The sequence below is a fragment of the Massilia endophytica genome, from assembly GCF_021165955.1.
Classification (GTDB): domain Bacteria; phylum Pseudomonadota; class Gammaproteobacteria; order Burkholderiales; family Burkholderiaceae_D; genus Rugamonas; species Rugamonas endophytica.
In genome coordinates this window covers 3,783,299-3,800,052 of sequence record NZ_CP088952.1, presented here as the reverse complement: position 1 = coordinate 3,800,052, position 16,754 = coordinate 3,783,299, and the positions used below count along the sequence as shown (strand labels likewise).

Sequence of the window (16,754 nt, the reverse complement as noted above, 5' to 3'; positions counted from 1 at the left end):
TACAACCTCTGCGGATTGCGCTACACTGGCCGGTACAGCCCATAAACGAGCATCCCGGAGAGAGTTCATGGCAGCGGCAGAACAGTTATATCCCAGCTTTCCGCAGCCCGCGGACGAAGTGCACCGCCTGGCGGCCCTGCACCGCTACGAGGCGCTGGACGAAGCCTGCGGGCCCGACTTCGACTTCCTGGCCGAACTGGCTTCCCGGCTGTGCGGCACGCCCTATGCCTTCCTGACCCTGGTGGACGGCGACCGCACCTGGTTCAACGCCAGCCACGGCCAGTCCCACGATTCCCTGCCGCGCGGCCAGAGCTACTGCTCCCTGGCCGTGCTGGATGGCGAGCCCACCGAAATCCCCGACCTGCAGCGCGACGCCCGCACCATGCACATGCCGATGACGGTGGAGGAGCCGGGCATGCGCATGTACAGCGCCATGCCGCTGATGAGCGCGGACGGCCATGCCATCGGCACCCTGTGCGTGATGGATACGGCGCCGGGCCGCCTGGGCGCGGAGCAGCGCAACCTGCTGGCAGGCCTGGCGCGCCAGGCCATGCGCCTGATCGAGGCGCGCGCCCACCAGAAAGCCCTGCGCCTGGCGCAGAAGGAGCTGGAGCTGCTGGCCACCACGGACGAACTGACCGGCATGCACAAGCGCCGTTCGCTGCTGCACCGCCTGCAGTTCGAGATCGCCCGCGCGCGCCGCTTCCGCACGCCGCTTACGGCCCTGATGATCGACCTCGATCATTTCAGCCAGCTCAACGAGGAGCACGGCCACAGCCTGGGCGACAAGGTGCTGGGCGAAGTGGGGCGCCTGATCCGCGAGAACGTGCGCGTGATCGACATTCCCGGCCGCCTGGGCGGCGCGGAACTGTGCGTGCTGCTGCCGAATACCCCGCGCGAAGGCGCGCACAAACTGGCCGAGAACCTGCGCGCGAAGATCGAAGCCCAAGTACACTACGAGGGCGCGCGCCGCATCACGGTGACGGCCAGCCTGGGTGTCGGCCTGTTCGACGACATGCAGGTGAAGGATGCCGACAGCCTGCTGCGCGCCGCCGGAGAGGCGCTGGACCGCGCCAAGGCCCAGGGACGCAACGGCGTCGCCAGCTGAATATGGAGAGAAACGTTTAAATGCCTACTGCAATCTGGAACGGCGTTGTGATCGCGGAAGCGGCGCCGGACGAAGTCGAGATCGTCGAGCACAATGTCTATTTCCCGCGCGAGCGGGTCAAGCAGGAATACCTGAAGAGCAGCAGCCACACCACCCTCTGCCCGTGGAAGGGCGTGGCCAGCTACTACGACGTGGAAGTGGACGGCCAGCTGAACAGGAACGCGGCCTGGTACTATCCCACGCCGAGCGAGGCCGCCAAGGCCATCCGCAACCGTATTGCCTTCTGGCACGGCGTCGAGGTGAGCCACTAAGGCTCGGCCCGGCGCGTGGACAACCTCACCCATTCCTTCGCCGGCCTCGGCGTTGGGGAGCTGGTGCAGCGCTCGCTGCCGCCGGAGGCCGAACCGGCGCGGCAGCGCACCCGGCACCGGCTGCTGCTCACGGCCTGCGCCGCCGCCAGCAATTTCCCCGACCTCGACCTTTTCCTGACCCGGCTGCTGCCCGCGCCCCTGGGCTATCTGCTGCACCACCGGGGCCATACCCATACCATCCTTTTCGCGCTGCCCCAGGCCCTGCTGCTGTTCGCGCTGCTGTGGCTGCTGTGGCCGAATGCGCGGGCCCTGCTGCGCGAGAGCCGCCACGCCCGGCTGGGGCTGGCGGTCGCCATCGCCGCAGGCTTCGCCCTGCACCTGACGATGGACTTCCTGAATTCCTACGGCGTGCATCCCTTCTATCCACTGAACAATGGCTGGTTCTACGGAGACATGGTCTTCATCGTCGAGCCCGTATTCTGGGTGGCCTTCGGCGTGCCCCTGGCGCTGACGATCGGCTGGTCCGCCGTGCGCTGGCTGGCGCTGGCGGTGCTGGCGGGAACGCTCGTCTACTTCAGCGGCAAGGGCTATCTCGGTCCCGGCTCGCTGGCCGGCCTGCTCGTTCTGGGCGCGGCCCTCGCTGCATTGCGCCTGCTGCACATGGAAAGCAGGCGCGCCCTGGCGCTGGCACTGCTGGTGTGCGTGGGCTTCGTGGCGGTGCAGGGCGCGGCATCCCGCCTGGGACGCCAGCGCATCGAACAGGCTTTGCAGGCCATGGATCCGCAGTCGCGCGTGCTGGATGTGGCCATGACGGCCTTCCCGGCCCAGCCCCTGTGCTGGTCCTTCGTGTCGGTGGAGAGCGATGAAGCGGCGGGCAGCTACCGCCTGCGGCGCGGCCTGCTGAGCCTTGCCCCGTCCTGGATGCATGCACGCGAATGCCCGCAGGCTTTCCGCGATCCGGCCCGGTTTGCCGATGCAGAAGGCCGCCTCCAGCTGTATTCCGAATGGCAGGGCAGCCTGCCCATGCTGCGCGAACTGGCCGCGCGCGACTGCCACGTCAACGCGTGGCTGCGCTTTGCACGAGCGCCCGCGCTGGACGGCGACAGGGGCAGCGATATGCGCTTTGCCGCCACGCCGCGCGGCAACTTCACGACGCTGGAAGTGGCGGGCGGGGAGCATGAGAGCTGTCCCGGCCATGTGCCCCCATGGGGCTATCCGCGCGCCGACCTGCTCGCCCCGGCGCTATGATGGGCTGCCATGAACGCCCCTGATTCCGCGCCGCGCGCCGAGGGCGCGCCTGCACCTTCCTCCAGATCCTCCGATCCGCACCAGCGCTTCGGCAAGCCCTCCGGCGGCTGGCGCGCGCAGCTCTACGCCATCATTTTTGAATCCGACACGAAGAAGGGCCGCGCTTTCGACCTGGGGCTGATCGTCGCCATCCTGCTGAGCGTGACCTGCGTGGTGCTGACCAGCATGGCGCCGGTGGCCAAGGAGTACGGCGAATGGCTGATCGGGGCGGAGTGGTTCTTCACCGTCCTGTTCACGGTGGAATACGTGGCGCGCTGCCTGTGCGTGCAAAGGCCGCTGCGCTATGCGACCAGCTTCTTCGGCGTGATCGACCTGCTGTCCATCCTGCCGAGCTATGTATCGCTCTTCATTCCCGGCGCCCACGTGCTGCTGGACGTGCGCATCCTGCGCCTGCTGCGCATGTTCCGCATCCTCAAGCTCACGCTCTATATCCAGGAATACAGCATGCTGGGGCACGCGCTCATGGCGAGCCGGCGCAAGATCATGGTCTTCCTCTCGGTGGTGATGCTGATCGTGTTCCTGCTGGGGACCGTGATGTATCTGGTGGAAGGCCCGGCCCACGGCTTCACCAGTATTCCGACGGCGGTGTACTGGGCCATCAGCACCATGACGACGGTGGGCTTCGGCGACCTGGTGCCGAAGACGGATATCGGCCGCGCCATCGCCTCCATCATGATGCTGCTTGGCTGGGGCATTCTCGCGGTGCCGACCGGTATCATCAGCTCGGAGATCACGCATCAGCGCGGCCAGCACCTGCGGCCGCGCCGAACGTGCACCGGCTGCCTGGCTGAAGACCATGAAGCCAGCGCACGCTTCTGCCGCAGCTGCGGCAAGGAGCTTCCCGCCCTGCCTTAGGCGGCCAGTTTGTCCGCAGCGAAGTCGGTCGAAAGGGCGGTCTCCAGCCATTCGCCCAGCTCCTTCTCCACAAAGGCGTTCTTCTCGCGCACCCGCGCCACCGTGTCGCTGCCCAGCTGCAGGCGCACCGGCGGCCTGGGCGCGTCGGCCAGCACCAGCATGGCTTTCGCGAGCTTGGCCGGGTCGCCGGGCTGCTTGTGGCTGACGCCCGAGGCGAATTCGCGCATTGCGCCCACGGTCTCCGCATAGTCGCCGATGCGGGCGGCCGTTTCGACCAGCGAGCTCGCATCCAGGAAGTCCGTGCGGAAGAAGCCCGGCTCCACCACCGTGACATGCACGCCCAGCGAGGCCAGTTCCTGCGACATGGCCTCGCTCAGGCCCTCCACGGCGAACTTGGTGGAGCAGTAGACGCCCCAGCCGTGATAGCTCGAATAGCCGCCCACCGAGGAGATGTTGATGATATGGCCGCTGCGCTGGCTGCGCATCTGCGGCAGCACGGCGCGGCTCACGTTCAGGACACCGAAGACATTGGTCTCGAACACGCGCCGCACTTCCTCGGCCGAGGATTCCTCCACTGCGCCAAGGAGGCCGAAGCCCGCGTTGTTGACCAGGATATCGATGCGGCCGAAGCGTTCCACCGCCTTGCTTGCCGCGACGATGGATGCGGCTTCCTTCGCCACGTCCAGCGCAAGGGCCAGCAGGTTTTGGTGCTCGCCCAGCGCGTCGATGACGGCTTGCGGGTTGCGCGCGGTGGCCACCACCTTGTCGCCACGGGCCAGGGCCTCGCGGGCGATGAGTTGGCCGAAGCCGCGGGAGGCGCCAGTGATCATCCAGACTTTGCTCATGATTCTTTTCCTTTCGAGGTGTTTGATGGAGCAAAGTGTAGGCATCCGCACGGTGTTACACTAGATCATGTAAAGATGATTCATTTTCATCTTCTGGTTGTAAATCGATATGGACAAGGCCAGGGTCATGACCCTCTTCATCGGCGTGGTGCGCGCCCGCAGCTTCAGCCAGGCGGCTGTGGAGGCGGGGCTCACGCCGCAGGCGGTGAGCAAGGCCGTGCGCCAGCTGGAGGACCATCTCGGTGTGCGCCTTTTCCACCGCACCACGCGCAGCCTGAGCCTCACCGACGAGGGCCAGCGCCTGTTCGAACTGGCCAACCCCGGCCTGCGGCTGCTGGATGAAGCATTCGACCAGGTGCAGAACAGCCGCCGCGAAGTCGATGGCCTGATCCGCATCGCTGCGCCCACCAGCTTCGGCACCCACTTCCTCGCGCCGCTGCTGTGCAGCTTCCAGCAGCAGTATCCCGGCGCCAGCTTCGACCTTCAGCTGAGCGACCAGTTCCAGGACCTGATCGAGGGCAGGATAGACGTCGGCTTCCGCGCCGGACATCCGCCGGAGCGCAACCTGGTATCGCGCCACATCGGCGACATCACCCTGCAGATCTGCGCCGCGCCGTCCTACATCGAACGGCACGGAGCGCCCCGCACGGCGCAGGAACTGCTGCAGCACCGCTGCACCGGCTTCCGCCAGCCGAATACGGGACGCCTTGTACCCTGGGAGCTGCGCGGAGAGGGCGGCACCGTCTACATGGACGTGCCCTGCGTGGCCACCTTCAGCACCGCCGAAGCGGAGGTGGAGGCCGTGCGCGCGGGCATGGGAATCGGCCAGCTGGCCACCTACATGCTGGGCGGCGACGTGGCGCAGGGCAGGCTTGTGCACCTGCTGCCGGAGCTCGACACCAGCAACGCGGGCGTGTACATGTACTACCAGCAGCGCAACCGCATGCCGCTGCGCGTGCGCCACTTCATCGACCACGTGATCGCGGCCTCGCAAGGCGCCTTCACCGCAGCGCGCAGGAGGAACTAGATGGACCGCTTTTACCTGATGAGCGTTTTCGTGGCCGTGGCCGAGGAAGGCGGCTTTGCGGCGGGAGCGCGCCGCCTCGGCATGTCGCCGCCCGCCGTGACGCGCGCCATTGCGGCGCTGGAGGAGAAGCTGGGCGTGCGCCTGCTGGAGCGCACCACGCGGCATGTGCGCCTTACCGAAGCGGGCCAGCGCTATCTGGAGGACACGCGGCGCATCATCGCCGCCGCCGACGAGGCGGACGAAGCGGCGGCAGGCATCAACGCCGCGCCGCGCGGCCTGCTGGCCGTGACGGCGCCTGTGCTGTTCGGCCGCATGTACGTGATGCCGGGGATTGTGGACTATTTACAACGCTACCCTGGCACCGAAGTGTCTGCCGTTTTTGTTGACAGGGTGACCAATTTGATTGAGGAAGGGCTGGACGTGGGAGTGCGCATCGGCGAACTCCCGGACTCCAGCCTGCGTGCCCTGCGCGTGGGCCAGGTGCGGCGCATGATCTGCGCGGCGCCGGCTTACATCGCTGCCAACGGCCAGCCCGCCAGCCCGTCCGAACTGGAGCGCCACACGCTGATCGTGAACACCGGCGCCAGCGTGCAGCCGGAGTGGCGTTTCATAGAGAAAAACGGGGTAAACGCCTACCGCGTCCACCCCCGCCTGACGGTCAGCAGCATCGACGCGGCCATCGAAGCGACGCGGCGCGGACTGGGTCTCACGCGCTTGCTGTCCTATCAGGCCGCGCCCTGGCTGGCGAGCGGAGATCTTGTGCCGGTGCTAACGGAATTCGAGCTGCCAGCGGTCCCCGTGAACATCGTTCACCGCGATGGGCGGCGGGGTTCGGCGCGCGTGCGGGCCTTCATCGACCTGCTCGCGGAACGCCTGCGCGGCGATCCCGCTCTTGCCTAGTTGTCCACAGGCGTGTTCAAGAGGGTGGTAAGGAAACCTTCGTTGCTGCTATGCTGGTATATACAAATCAGGAGATTCATCATGAACGACAGCAGCAACACTGCGATGGCCCAGCAGAAAGCGGGTGCAGCGCAGGCAGCGGGCACCAAGCCGCTGCGCAGTGAACGCATGGCCGCGCGCGGTGTGGACTTGCGCAAGAAGAATGTACGTACGGGCACCTACGCCGCCGGCGGCCTGCTGGCGCTGGTGGGTCTTGCAGCAGTGCTGCTGGGCTGATCAGACGGTGCGCAATTCGTCCAGCGGCCAGCGCGGGCGGACATTGAAGGAATAGTCGCGCTGCGCCGCCTGCGGATTGATCCGCAGCCGCATCGCGCCCGCAAAGGCGATCATCGCGCCGTTGTCGGTACAAAACTCCAGTTCCGGGTAGTAGACCCTGAAGCGCTTCTTCGCGGCCGCCGCATTCAGCGCAGCGCGCAGCTGGCTGTTCGCGCCTACGCCGCCCGCAATCACCAGCCGTTTCAGGCCGGTCTGCTTCAGCGCGGCCAGGCATTTGGCCGTCAGCACATCCACGATGGCATCCACGAAGCCGCGCGCGATGTTGGCCTTGTCCTGGTCGCAGACATTGCTCTGGTTTTTCACCACCGTCAGCACGGCCGTCTTCAGGCCGGAGAAGCTGAAGTTCAGGTCCTTCGAATGCAGCATGGGGCGCGGCAGCTTGTACGCTTCCGGATCGCCGAATTCCGCCATGCGTGAAATGGCCGGGCCGCCCGGATAGCCAAGGCCCAGCAGCTTGGCCGACTTGTCGAAGGCCTCGCCCGCCGCATCGTCGAGGGTTTCGCCCAGCAGCTCGTACTGGCCCACACCGTCCACGCGCATCAGCTGCGTGTGGCCGCCCGAGACCAGCAGCGCCACGAAGGGGAATTCGGGCGGATCGCTCGCGAGCAGGGGAGAGAGCAGGTGGCCTTCCAGGTGGTGCACGCCCAGCACCGGCTTCTCCAGCGCGAGGCCAAGGCTGCAGGCAATGGAGGAACCCACCAGCAGCGCGCCTGCGAGGCCCGGGCCTTGCGTGTAGGCGATGGCGTCGATATCGGCGGCGCGCGTCTGCGCCTTATCCAGCACCTGTTCGAGCAGCGGGATCGCACGGCGGATATGGTCGCGCGACGCCAGCTCTGGCACCACACCGCCGTATTCCTCATGCATGGCCACCTGCGAATGCAGGGCGTGCGAGAGCAGGCCGCGCTCCGTGTCGTACAGAGCCAGGCCGGTTTCGTCACAGGAGGATTCGACGCCGAGAACGATCATGAAATGCCGCAGAAATCAAAAGGGGAATCCGCCATTGTAATGGAAAGCGGACGCGGCTTCATGGTGCCAGCGGCCGGGCCGCTGGCGGGGAAGGGGGCTTAGGGACGGTCCAGCAGCTCGGCGTGGGCCTGGCGCAGCATCTGCGCCGTGGTGTCCCAGTCGATGCAGCCGTCGGTCACGGAGCAACCGTATTTCAGCTCGGAGAGGTCGGCCGGGATCTTCTGGTTGCCGCCCACGATGTTCGACTCGATCATCACGCCCACCAGCGACTCGTTGCCGTGCACGATCTGGTTCACCACGTCCGTCATCACGAGGGGCTGCAGCTCGGGCTTCTTGTAGCTGTTGGCGTGCGAGCAGTCCACCACGATATTGGCGGGCAGCTTGGCCTTGGCCAGCGACTGTTCGGCAATCGCTACCGACACGGAATCGTAGTTCGGGCGGCCGTCGCCGCCGCGCAGCACCACGTGGCCGTAGGCATTGCCGCGCGTGCGTACGATGGACACGTTGCCCTGGCTGTTAATGCCCAGGAAGGCGTGCGGGTTCGCCGCAGACAGGATGGCGTTGATGGCGATGCCGATATCGCCGTCCGTGCCGTTCTTGAAGCCCACGGGCGTCGAAAGGCCGGAAGACATTTCGCGGTGCGTCTGCGATTCCGTGGTGCGGGCGCCGATGGCGGTCCAGGCGATCAGGTCGCCCAGGTATTGCGGCGAGATCGGGTCCAGGGCCTCGGTGGCGGTGGGCAGGCCCAGTTCGCACACGTCCAGCAGGAACTGGCGGGCCTTCTCCATGCCCACGTCCACGCGGAAGGAATCGTCCATGAAGGGATCGTTGATATAGCCCTTCCAGCCGGTGGTCGTGCGCGGCTTCTCGAAATACACGCGCATCACCAGCAGCATGGTGTCCTTCACCTCTTCCTGCAGCGCCTTCAGGCGGCGTGCATAGTCCAGGCCCGCGACGGGATCGTGGATGGAGCAGGGGCCGACCACGACGAAGAGGCGCTTGTCCTTGCGGTCCAGGATGGCGCGCAGGTCTTCGCGGCCCTTGGTCACGGTATCGGACGCCTTGTCCGTCAGCGGCAGTTTCGCGTGCAGCGCTTCGGGCGTCGGCATCGAAGCGAAGGAGGTGACGTTAATATTCTCGAGGTCTTGGGCAATCATGATGCGGCTGCTTGTTTCATTAGGGGGACCTGATAGTGTAGCGCGAAATGCGGTAAGCTGTTTGAATGACGACCAAGGAACCCTTCAAGGCCGCGCCCTTCATCAAGGAGATCGGCCGCGGCGCGCACGGCGCCCGCGCCATGAACCGCGACGATGCACGGGCATTGTACGAAGCCATGCTGGACGGGCGGGTGAGCGACCTGGAGCTGGGCGCCATCCTGCTGTCGATGCGCATCAAGGGCGAATCGGTGGAGGAGCTCGCCGGTTTCCTCGACGCCGCCGAAGCCTCTTTCGCCCCGCTGCGCGCGCCGGATGGCGAGTATGCGCCGGTGCTCATCCCCAGCTACAACGGCGCCCGCAAGATGGCCAACCTGACTGCGCTGCTGGCGCTGCTGCTCGCGCGCGAAGGCGTGCCTGTGCTGGTGCACGGCGTGGCGCACGACCCCGGCCGGGTGGCGACGGCCGAAGTGTTCGCCGAGCTGGGCGTGAAGGCCGCGGCGAATCATGCCGAAGCCGAAGCAGCGCTGAGTGCAGGCAAGGCCAGCTTCATCACCATCGGCGCGCTGGCGCCGAAGCTGGCCTACATGCTCGCGCTGAGGCAGGTGCTGGGCGTGCGCAACTCCACGCATACGCTGGTCAAGATCATGCAGCCGTTTGCAGGCGCTGCGCTGCGGCTCGTGTCCTACACCCATCCCGAATATCTCGAAACGCTGGGCGAGTATTTCACGGCGGCGGCGCCGCACGAGCGCGGCGACGCCTTCCTGATGCGCGGCACGGAAGGCGAGACGGTAGCGAACGCCAACAAGGCGCAGAAGATCGACTGGTTCCACGAAGGCCAGCGCACGGTGCTGGTCGAAAAGCAGACGCTGGTGGAAACGCTGCCCGCGCTCCCCGAAGACAAAAGCGCGGCGGCCACGGCCGCCTGGATCAGCGCGGTGCTGCGCGGCGACGTTCCGGTGCCCGACTCCATCGCCCAGCAAGTCTCCCACTGCCTCGCCATCTCCCGCACCCTCCGCCAGCGCCACAGCTGACCTCGTGTCCACTTCTGGTGCCAGGGAAGAAAAGTGGACACGAACTCGACACTATGTGTCGCTACAGCTGACTTCGTGTCCAAAAATCTTCCCTGGCACCAGAAGTGGACACGGGCTGGGCTGTTGGTTCGCGTAGAATGCCGGGTTTGATTCGGGGGCGGCATGGCGAAAGTGTTTGATGTGGCAGTGGTAGGCGCGGGCGCGGCGGGGATGATGTGCGCGGCCACCGCAGCACAGCGCGGCAAGCGCGTGGTGCTCATCGACCACGCCGAGAAGCTCGCCGAGAAGATCCGCATCTCCGGCGGCGGCCGCTGCAATTTCACGAATATCAACGCCGGGCCCGCCAATTTTCTGTCGGAGAATCCCCATTTCGCCAAGAGCGCCCTGTCGCGCTATACCCCGCAGGATTTCCTCGCCCTCGTGCGCAAGCACCGCATCGCTTACCACGAGAAGCACAAGGGCCAGCTGTTCTGCGACGATTCCGCCGAGCAGATCATCAATATGCTCAAGGCGGAGTGCGCCGCTGGCGATGTGCATTGGCGTATGCCGTCCAAGGTGGAGAGCGTTGCGCAGACGGAGCAGGGCTTCCTGCTCGCGACGGATTCGGGCGATCTCGCCGCCACCGCCCTCGTGATCGCCACCGGCGGCCTGTCCATCCCGAAGATCGGCGCCACCGATTTCGGCTACCGCATCGCCAAACAGTTCGGCCTGAAGCTGGTTGAGCCGCGCCCGGCCCTCGTGCCGCTGACCTTCGACGAGGCGTCCTGGGCGCCCTTTGTCCCCCTGGCGGGGATTTCGCTGGAGGTGGACGTGGAAACCGGTTCGCTCAAGGGCCGCAACCCCACCGGCGCCCGCTTCCGCGAGGATCTGCTCTTCACCCATCGCGGCCTGTCCGGTCCCGCCATCCTGCAGATTTCGAGCTTCTGGCAGCCGGGCACGCCAATCACCCTCAACCTGCTGCCGGAAATGGATGTGGCCCAGGCCCTGATCGAGGGCAAGTCCACCATCAGGAAGCACCTGGGCAATGTGCTGTCCCAGTGGCTGCCCGCCCGCCTGGCCGAAGGCCTGCTGCTGGCGCATGGCTTCAATGCCGACGCCCGCCTGGCCGACATGCCGGACGCCCAGCTGCGCAAGCTGGGCCAGGCCCTGAACCAGTGGACCATCACGCCCAACGGCTCGGAAGGCTACCGCAAGGCGGAAGTGACCCGGGGCGGGGTGGATACCAGGGAGCTGTCCCAGCAGTCGATGATGGCGAACAGGGTGCCCGGCCTCTACTTCATCGGCGAGACCGTGGACGTGACCGGCTGGCTGGGCGGCTACAACTTCCAGTGGGCCTGGGCTTCGGGGGTAGCGGCCGGGCTGGCAATCTGATATCATGGCGATCCCGGCTTGGGGTTTCAATCTCTGTCCAAGCCAGCAGTACACATCAGCCTGAGTTGTCACTAGCCACACACTCCAGGCGGCACAAGACATGCGCTCCTCTTCCATTTCTGGAAAAAAGCTGCTAATATCGCTGTCTCTCTGAAACCCTAACGGTTTGAATTTTTACATGACCACTATTCGCCTTAAAGAAAACGAGCCGTTCGAAGTCGCTATGCGCCGCTTCAAGCGCACGATCGAAAAAACGGGTCTGCTGACCGAACTGCGCGCTCGCGAGTTCTACGAAAAGCCAACCGCAGAGCGCAAGCGCAAGCTGGCCGCTGCCGTGAAGCGTCACTACAAGCGCATCCGCAGCCAGCAGCTGCCGAAGAAGCTGTACTAATTCCGCTGCCGCATGGCGGGCCTGGCGTTGGCGTCTGCGCCCCGGGCCCGATTGCGCAAGCGTTCACCCGCTCCGGTTTACCGCAGCGGGTTTTCCTTTTTTAGCTATCCTTTTTGAGGTTGCCATGAGCCTGAAAGCCCAGATTTCCGATGACATGAAAGCCGCCATGCGCGCCAAGGACACCCTGAAGCTGGGCACCATCCGCCTGCTGCAGTCCGAGATCAAGAACCGGGAAGTGGACGAGCGCATCGAGCTGGACGATACCCGCGTGGTGGGCATCATCGAAAAGATGATCAAGCAGCGCAAGGATTCGATCTCCCAATACGAAGCCGCCGGCCGCCAGGACCTGGCGGAGCAGGAAAAGGCCGAAATGGCCGTGCTGCAGGCCTATATGCCCGCCCAGCTCTCCGAGGAGGAAGTGGCCGCCGAACTGAAGGCCATCGTCGCCGAAGCAGGCGCCACCGGCCCGCAGGACATGGGCAAGGTCATGGGCCTGGCGAAGGCGAAGCTGAGCGGCCGCGCCGACATGACCGTGGTGTCCGCCATGGTGAAGAAGGCCCTGACCCAGGGTTGATGGTTCCGTCCGCACGCTTGAGCAGGGTCAAGCCCCTGCTCGGCCGTGCGGTATAGTCTGATCTGCAACAAGCTTCCCAGCCCACGTGATTCCACAGTCTTTCATTGCCGATCTGCTCAATCGCGTCGATATCGTGGACGTGGTGGGCCGCTACGTGCAGCTGAAAAAGGGCGGGGCGAACTACCAGGGGCTGTGCCCCTTCCATAACGAGAAGTCGCCCAGCTTCACGGTGAGCCCCACCAAGCAGTTCTACCACTGCTTCGGCTGCGGCGCCCACGGCACCTCCATCGGCTTCCTGATCGAATATTCCGGCATGGGCTTCGTGGATGCCGTGAAGGAGCTGGCCCAGAACGTGGGCATGATCGTGCCCGAGGCGGACGACAAGATTCCGCCCGCCCAGCGCGCCGCCCAGCAGGCCCAGTCCATGGCCCTGTCCGAGGCCATGAGCACGGCGGCCGACTACTACAAGGCCGAGCTGCGCAAGGCGCCCGAGGCCATCGCCTACCTGAAAAAGCGCGGCCTGACGGGCGAGATCGCAGCCCGCTTCGCCCTCGGCTACGCTCCCGGCGGCTGGGACAACCTGCGCGCCGTCTTCCCCAAGTACGACGCCCACGCCCTGGTCGAGGCCGGGCTGGTGATCGACAAGGTGGACGAGCAGGGCCGCCACATCAAGCGTTACGACCGCTTCCGCGAGCGTGTGATGTTTCCAATTCGCAACACCAAGGGCCAGGTGATCGCCTTCGGCGGCCGCATCATGGAACAGGGCGAGCCAAAGTACTTGAATTCCCCGGAAACGCCTTTATTTTCAAAGGGTTCCGAGCTGTACGGCCTGTTCGAGGCGCGCCAGGCGATTCGCGATGCGGGCTATGTGCTGGTGACGGAAGGGTATATGGACGTGGTGGCGCTGGCCCAGATGGGCTTCCCCCAGGCGGTGGCCACCCTCGGCACGGCCTGCACCACGACCCATGTGCAGAAACTGTTGCGCCAAACCGACACGGTGATTTTCAGTTTCGACGGCGACCGCGCCGGCCGCAAGGCCGCCCGCCGCGCCCTGGAAGCCTGCCTGCCGCATGTGTCGGACGACAAGACCATCAAGTTCCTGTTCCTGCCGCAGGAGCACGACCCGGACAGCTATATCCGCGAGTACGGCACGGAGGCCTTCGAGCAGCAGGTGCACGAGGCGATGCCGCTGTCCCAGTTCCTGCTGCGCGAGGCGGCGGGCGACCATGACCTGGACGAGCCCGAAGGCCGGGCCCGCACCCAGTTCGACGCCAAGCCCATGCTGCAGGCGATGGCCCCGTCCGCCCTGCGGCTGCAGATCGTGCGCGGCCTGGCGTCCATGACGCAGAGCTCGCCAGCTGAGATCGAGGCCCTGTTCGAGCTGGCCAAGCCGGTGTCCGTGGCGCGCAAGGCCCCGCCGAAGAGCAAACGGCAGGAGCCGGTGGGGCTGGAGCTGAAGATCATCCGGGCGCTGATTACGCACCCGGCGCTGGCCCAGGACATCGACGAGGATGCGCTGGAAGCCTGCCTCCAGCTCGGCCAGGACGCCTGCGAGCGCCTGGTGCAGCTGGTGGCCCTGTCCCAGGCCCTGGGGCCGCACGCCACCTTTGCCGCCCTGGTGCAGCACCTGAAGGAGGAGGGCGGCGAGTACGATGCACTGATCGGCGAAATCGCCGCCGCGCCGGAGCCGGATGTGGAAAGCGAGCGGGTGTGGCTGTCCGCCACCATCCGCCACCTGAAGCTGGATGCCCTGAAAACCGAGCTCAACCAGCTGTTTGCGGCGGGCCTGTCATCGGACGAACTGGGTGTGCGTTACCGGGAAATCACCTCGAAGCAGAACCAGCTGATGCGGGAGGACGAGGCGGCGAGGGCGCCGCGCTAATTGCAACAAGATGCCAGGGGACAGCGGGGGCTGCACTTCTGGCAATTGTAAAGTGGCGTGCTATAATAAAACGCTAAGTATTTCAATACTTTGGCATGGTTTTTCAGTTCAGAATTTGTGTTTGTTTTCAGTAAGTTAGGCTCTTGATCGGCGTGCAATGGGGCGTCGGCGGCCAGAGCCGGACTTGGGTTGAGACGGCGCGAGTTTCTTGTCGCCGAGCGGGCCGGCCCCGCGTCCTCACCTCCATGGCTCTAGCCCCCGCGCGCTGCCGTACAGTATTATTTCTGCCACGCAAGGCAGAGCATGCTGTTGCGTGGAATGGAGCCTGACCGCAGTAGCAGTTTTAGCAGTGCCGGGGTGGATTATCGGCATCATCCTAAACCGTTAAGCAAGTCGTTGTGACATCGAAAGCGCCTGTGCCAGCAAAGAAACCTGAAACCAAAGCGGCTGCAAAGCCCAGCAAAGTGACCGCCAAGGCCGCCAAGACGGCCGATAAAACGGAGACCCGCGCCAAGGCGCCGCCGGCGGTCAGCCAGACCACGGATGCGGCGGCGCTGGCCGCCATCGACACTTCGGGCTACGTGCTCCCCACCGTCAAGGTGCCGGGACGGCGCGGCCGCAAGCCGAAGGAATTCCAGCCGGAGAACGACGAAGTCGCCGCGCTGAATGCCGTCGAGCGCGCCGAGCTGAAAGCCGTGGACAAGGCCAAGGCCAAGGACCGCAAGGCCAAGGAAAAGGCCCTGCTCAAGGACGCCTTCTCTTCCGACACGGAAGCGACGGAAGAGGAACTGGAACGCCGCCGCCAGAAGCTCAAGACGCTGATCAAGTTCGGCAAGGAGCGCGGCTTCCTCACCTACGCCGAGATCAACGACCACCTGCCGGACAATATCGTCGATCCGGAGGCGATCGAAGGCATTATCGGCACCTTCAACGACATGGGGATCGCCGTGTACGAGCACGCGCCCGATGCCGAGACCCTGCTGCTGTCCGACAACGTCGCCACCGTGACCAGCGACGACGAGGCGGAAGCGGCCGCCGAAGCGGCACTCTCCACCGTCGACTCCGATTTCGGCCGCACCACCGACCCCGTGCGCATGTACATGCGCGAAATGGGCTCGGTCGAGCTGCTGACCCGCGAAGGCGAGATCGAGATCGCCAAGCGCATCGAGGACGGCCTGAAGGACATGATCCAGGCCATCTCCGCCTGCCCGGTGACGATTGCCGAAATCATCGCCATGTCCGACCGCATCCGCCTGGACGAGATCAAGATCGACGAGGTGGTGGACGGCCTGGTGAACGAGGATGAAGACGCCTCGGCCCAGGTGGGCTCGGACGAAGAGGAAGAGGACGAGGACGCCGAGGAAGAGGACGAAGAGGAAGAAGAGGAAGCCAGCCCTTCGGGCGCCGCCGCCGGCTATTCAGCCGAGCAGCTGGAAGCGATGAAGCAGGAATCCCTCGAAAAATTCGACAGCATCGCCGACCAGTTCGACCGCATGCGCCGCGCCTTCGAGAAGGACGGCTACAACTCCAAGGCCTATGTGAAGGCCCAGGAATGCATCTCGCAGGAGCTGCTGGGCATCCGCTTCACGGCCAAGGTGGTCGAGAAGCTGTGCGACACCCTGCGCGGCCAGGTGGACGAAGTGCGCCACATCGAGAAGCAGATCCTGGACGTGGCGGTGAACAAGTGCGGCATGCCGCGCGCCCATTTCATCAAGGTCTTCCCGGGCAACGAAACGAACCTGGAATGGGTGGACGGCGAAGTGGCCGCGGGCCATGCTTACAGCGCCATCCTGGGCCGCAACATCCCGACCATCAAGGAACTGCAGCAGCGCCTGATCGACCTGCAGGCGCGCGTGGTGCTGCCGCTGCCGGACCTGCGTAACATCAACCGCCAGATGGCGGCCGGTGAAATGAAGGCGCGCAAGGCCAAGCGCGAAATGACCGAGGCCAACCTGCGTCTGGTGATCTCGATTGCGAAGAAGTACACCAACCGCGGCCTGCAGTTCCTGGACCTGATCCAGGAAGGCAACATCGGCCTGATGAAGGCGGTGGACAAGTTCGAATACCGCCGCGGCTACAAGTTCTCCACGTATGCCACGTGGTGGATCCGCCAGGCCATCACCCGCTCCATCGCGGACCAAGCGCGCACCATCCGTATTCCGGTGCACATGATCGAGACCATCAACAAGATGAACCGCATCTCGCGCCAGATCCTGCAGGAAACGGGCGCGGAACCGGATCCGGCCACGCTTGCCATCAAGATGGAAATGCCGGAAGACAAGATTCGCAAGATCATGAAGATCGCGAAGGAGCCGATCTCGATGGAAACGCCGATCGGCGACGACGACGATTCGCATCTGGGCGACTTCATCGAGGACAACAACACCCTGGCGCCGTCCGACGCGGCCCTGCACGCCTCCATGCGCGGCGTGGTCAAGGATGTGCTGGACTCGCTGACCCCGCGCGAAGCGAAGGTGCTGCGCATGCGCTTCGGCATCGAAATGTCCACCGACCATACGCTGGAAGAGGTCGGCAAACAGTTCGACGTGACGCGCGAGCGCATTCGCCAGATCGAAGCGAAGGCCCTGCGCAAGCTGCGCCATCCTTCCCGCTCGGACAAGCTGAAGAGCTTCCTCGAAGGTAACTAAGACTTGACGGGGGCCCTGCGGGGCCCTATCCTGCCGAGTCCTCA

General features: G+C 65.2%; 16 protein-coding genes. 13 read left to right on the top strand and 3 right to left on the bottom strand.

Translation table 11 applies throughout. The features are described 5' to 3' along the window. Positions 1-67: 67 nt before the first annotated feature. The 4 genes from LSQ66_RS17365 to LSQ66_RS17350 are packed head-to-tail and all read left to right on the top strand — an operon-like array spanning position 68 to position 3,582. The gene (locus tag LSQ66_RS17365; protein ID WP_231766442.1) at positions 68-1,108 is read left to right on the top strand and encodes a sensor domain-containing diguanylate cyclase; all 1,041 of its coding nucleotides are present in this window, start codon (positions 68-70) and stop codon (positions 1,106-1,108) included. 20 nt (positions 1,109-1,128) lie between these two features. After that, positions 1,129-1,419: a DUF427 domain-containing protein gene (locus tag LSQ66_RS17360; RefSeq protein ID WP_231766441.1), complete on the top strand. Its 291-nt coding sequence runs from the start codon at positions 1,129-1,131 to the stop codon at positions 1,417-1,419. A gap of 15 nt (positions 1,420-1,434) precedes the next feature. Continuing rightward, positions 1,435-2,667 (top strand): metal-dependent hydrolase, encoded by a 1,233-nt coding sequence (locus tag LSQ66_RS17355; protein WP_231766440.1) that lies wholly within the window; start codon positions 1,435-1,437, stop codon positions 2,665-2,667. A 9-nt stretch (positions 2,668-2,676) separates the two neighbouring features. Next, positions 2,677-3,582 (top strand): ion transporter, encoded by a 906-nt coding sequence (locus tag LSQ66_RS17350; protein ID WP_231766439.1) that lies wholly within the window; start codon positions 2,677-2,679, stop codon positions 3,580-3,582. Here the strand turns inward: LSQ66_RS17350 and LSQ66_RS17345 are convergent. Continuing rightward, positions 3,579-4,427, bottom strand: coding sequence for an oxidoreductase (locus LSQ66_RS17345; RefSeq protein ID WP_231766438.1), 849 nt, complete (start codon positions 4,425-4,427; stop codon positions 3,579-3,581). The genes LSQ66_RS17350 and LSQ66_RS17345 overlap by 4 nt on opposite strands. 109 nt (positions 4,428-4,536) lie before the next feature. Here LSQ66_RS17345 and LSQ66_RS17340 point away from each other — a divergent pair, with 109 nt between their 5' ends. From LSQ66_RS17340 to LSQ66_RS17330, 3 genes are all read left to right on the top strand, one after another. Beyond that, positions 4,537-5,454: a LysR family transcriptional regulator gene (locus LSQ66_RS17340; RefSeq protein ID WP_231766437.1), complete on the top strand. Its 918-nt coding sequence runs from the start codon at positions 4,537-4,539 to the stop codon at positions 5,452-5,454. Further along, positions 5,455-6,354: a LysR family transcriptional regulator gene (locus tag LSQ66_RS17335; protein WP_231766436.1), complete on the top strand. Its 900-nt coding sequence runs from the start codon at positions 5,455-5,457 to the stop codon at positions 6,352-6,354. Between the two features lie 81 nt (positions 6,355-6,435). Then, positions 6,436-6,630 carry a hypothetical protein gene (locus tag LSQ66_RS17330; protein ID WP_231766435.1) on the top strand — a complete coding sequence of 65 codons (195 nt, stop codon included), beginning with the start codon at positions 6,436-6,438 and terminating at the stop codon, positions 6,628-6,630. Here LSQ66_RS17330 and tsaD read toward each other — a convergent pair whose 3' ends face one another. Continuing rightward, positions 6,631-7,656, bottom strand: a complete 1,026-nt coding sequence (gene tsaD / locus LSQ66_RS17325; protein ID WP_231766434.1) for a tRNA (adenosine(37)-N6)-threonylcarbamoyltransferase complex transferase subunit TsaD — start codon at positions 7,654-7,656, stop codon at positions 6,631-6,633. Positions 7,657-7,754: 98 nt separating this feature from the next. Continuing rightward, positions 7,755-8,813, bottom strand: coding sequence for a 3-deoxy-7-phosphoheptulonate synthase (locus LSQ66_RS17320; RefSeq protein ID WP_231766433.1), 1,059 nt, complete (start codon positions 8,811-8,813; stop codon positions 7,755-7,757). Between the two features lie 65 nt (positions 8,814-8,878). Here LSQ66_RS17320 and ybiB point away from each other — a divergent pair, with 65 nt between their 5' ends. The 6 genes from ybiB (at position 8,879) to rpoD (ending at position 16,710) form a co-directional block, all read left to right on the top strand. Then, the gene (ybiB, locus tag LSQ66_RS17315) at positions 8,879-9,844 is read left to right on the top strand and encodes a DNA-binding protein YbiB (RefSeq protein ID WP_231766432.1); all 966 of its coding nucleotides are present in this window, start codon (positions 8,879-8,881) and stop codon (positions 9,842-9,844) included. 162 nt (positions 9,845-10,006) lie between these two features. Beyond that, complete coding sequence (locus LSQ66_RS17310; RefSeq protein WP_231766431.1) at positions 10,007-11,215, top strand: BaiN/RdsA family NAD(P)/FAD-dependent oxidoreductase; 1,209 nt, start codon at positions 10,007-10,009, stop codon at positions 11,213-11,215. 178 nt (positions 11,216-11,393) lie between these two features. After that, positions 11,394-11,606, top strand: coding sequence for a 30S ribosomal protein S21 (rpsU, locus tag LSQ66_RS17305; RefSeq protein ID WP_005665410.1), 213 nt, complete (start codon positions 11,394-11,396; stop codon positions 11,604-11,606). A 124-nt stretch (positions 11,607-11,730) separates the two neighbouring features. Further along, entirely contained in the window at positions 11,731-12,180 is a 450-nt protein-coding gene (locus tag LSQ66_RS17300; RefSeq protein WP_231766430.1) for a GatB/YqeY domain-containing protein, read from the top strand. 85 nt (positions 12,181-12,265) lie between these two features. Then, the gene (gene dnaG, locus LSQ66_RS17295) at positions 12,266-14,062 is read left to right on the top strand and encodes a DNA primase (protein WP_231766429.1); all 1,797 of its coding nucleotides are present in this window, start codon (positions 12,266-12,268) and stop codon (positions 14,060-14,062) included. Between the two features lie 416 nt (positions 14,063-14,478). Further along, the gene (rpoD, locus tag LSQ66_RS17290) at positions 14,479-16,710 is read left to right on the top strand and encodes an RNA polymerase sigma factor RpoD (protein ID WP_231766428.1); all 2,232 of its coding nucleotides are present in this window, start codon (positions 14,479-14,481) and stop codon (positions 16,708-16,710) included. Positions 16,711-16,754 lie beyond the last annotated feature (44 nt).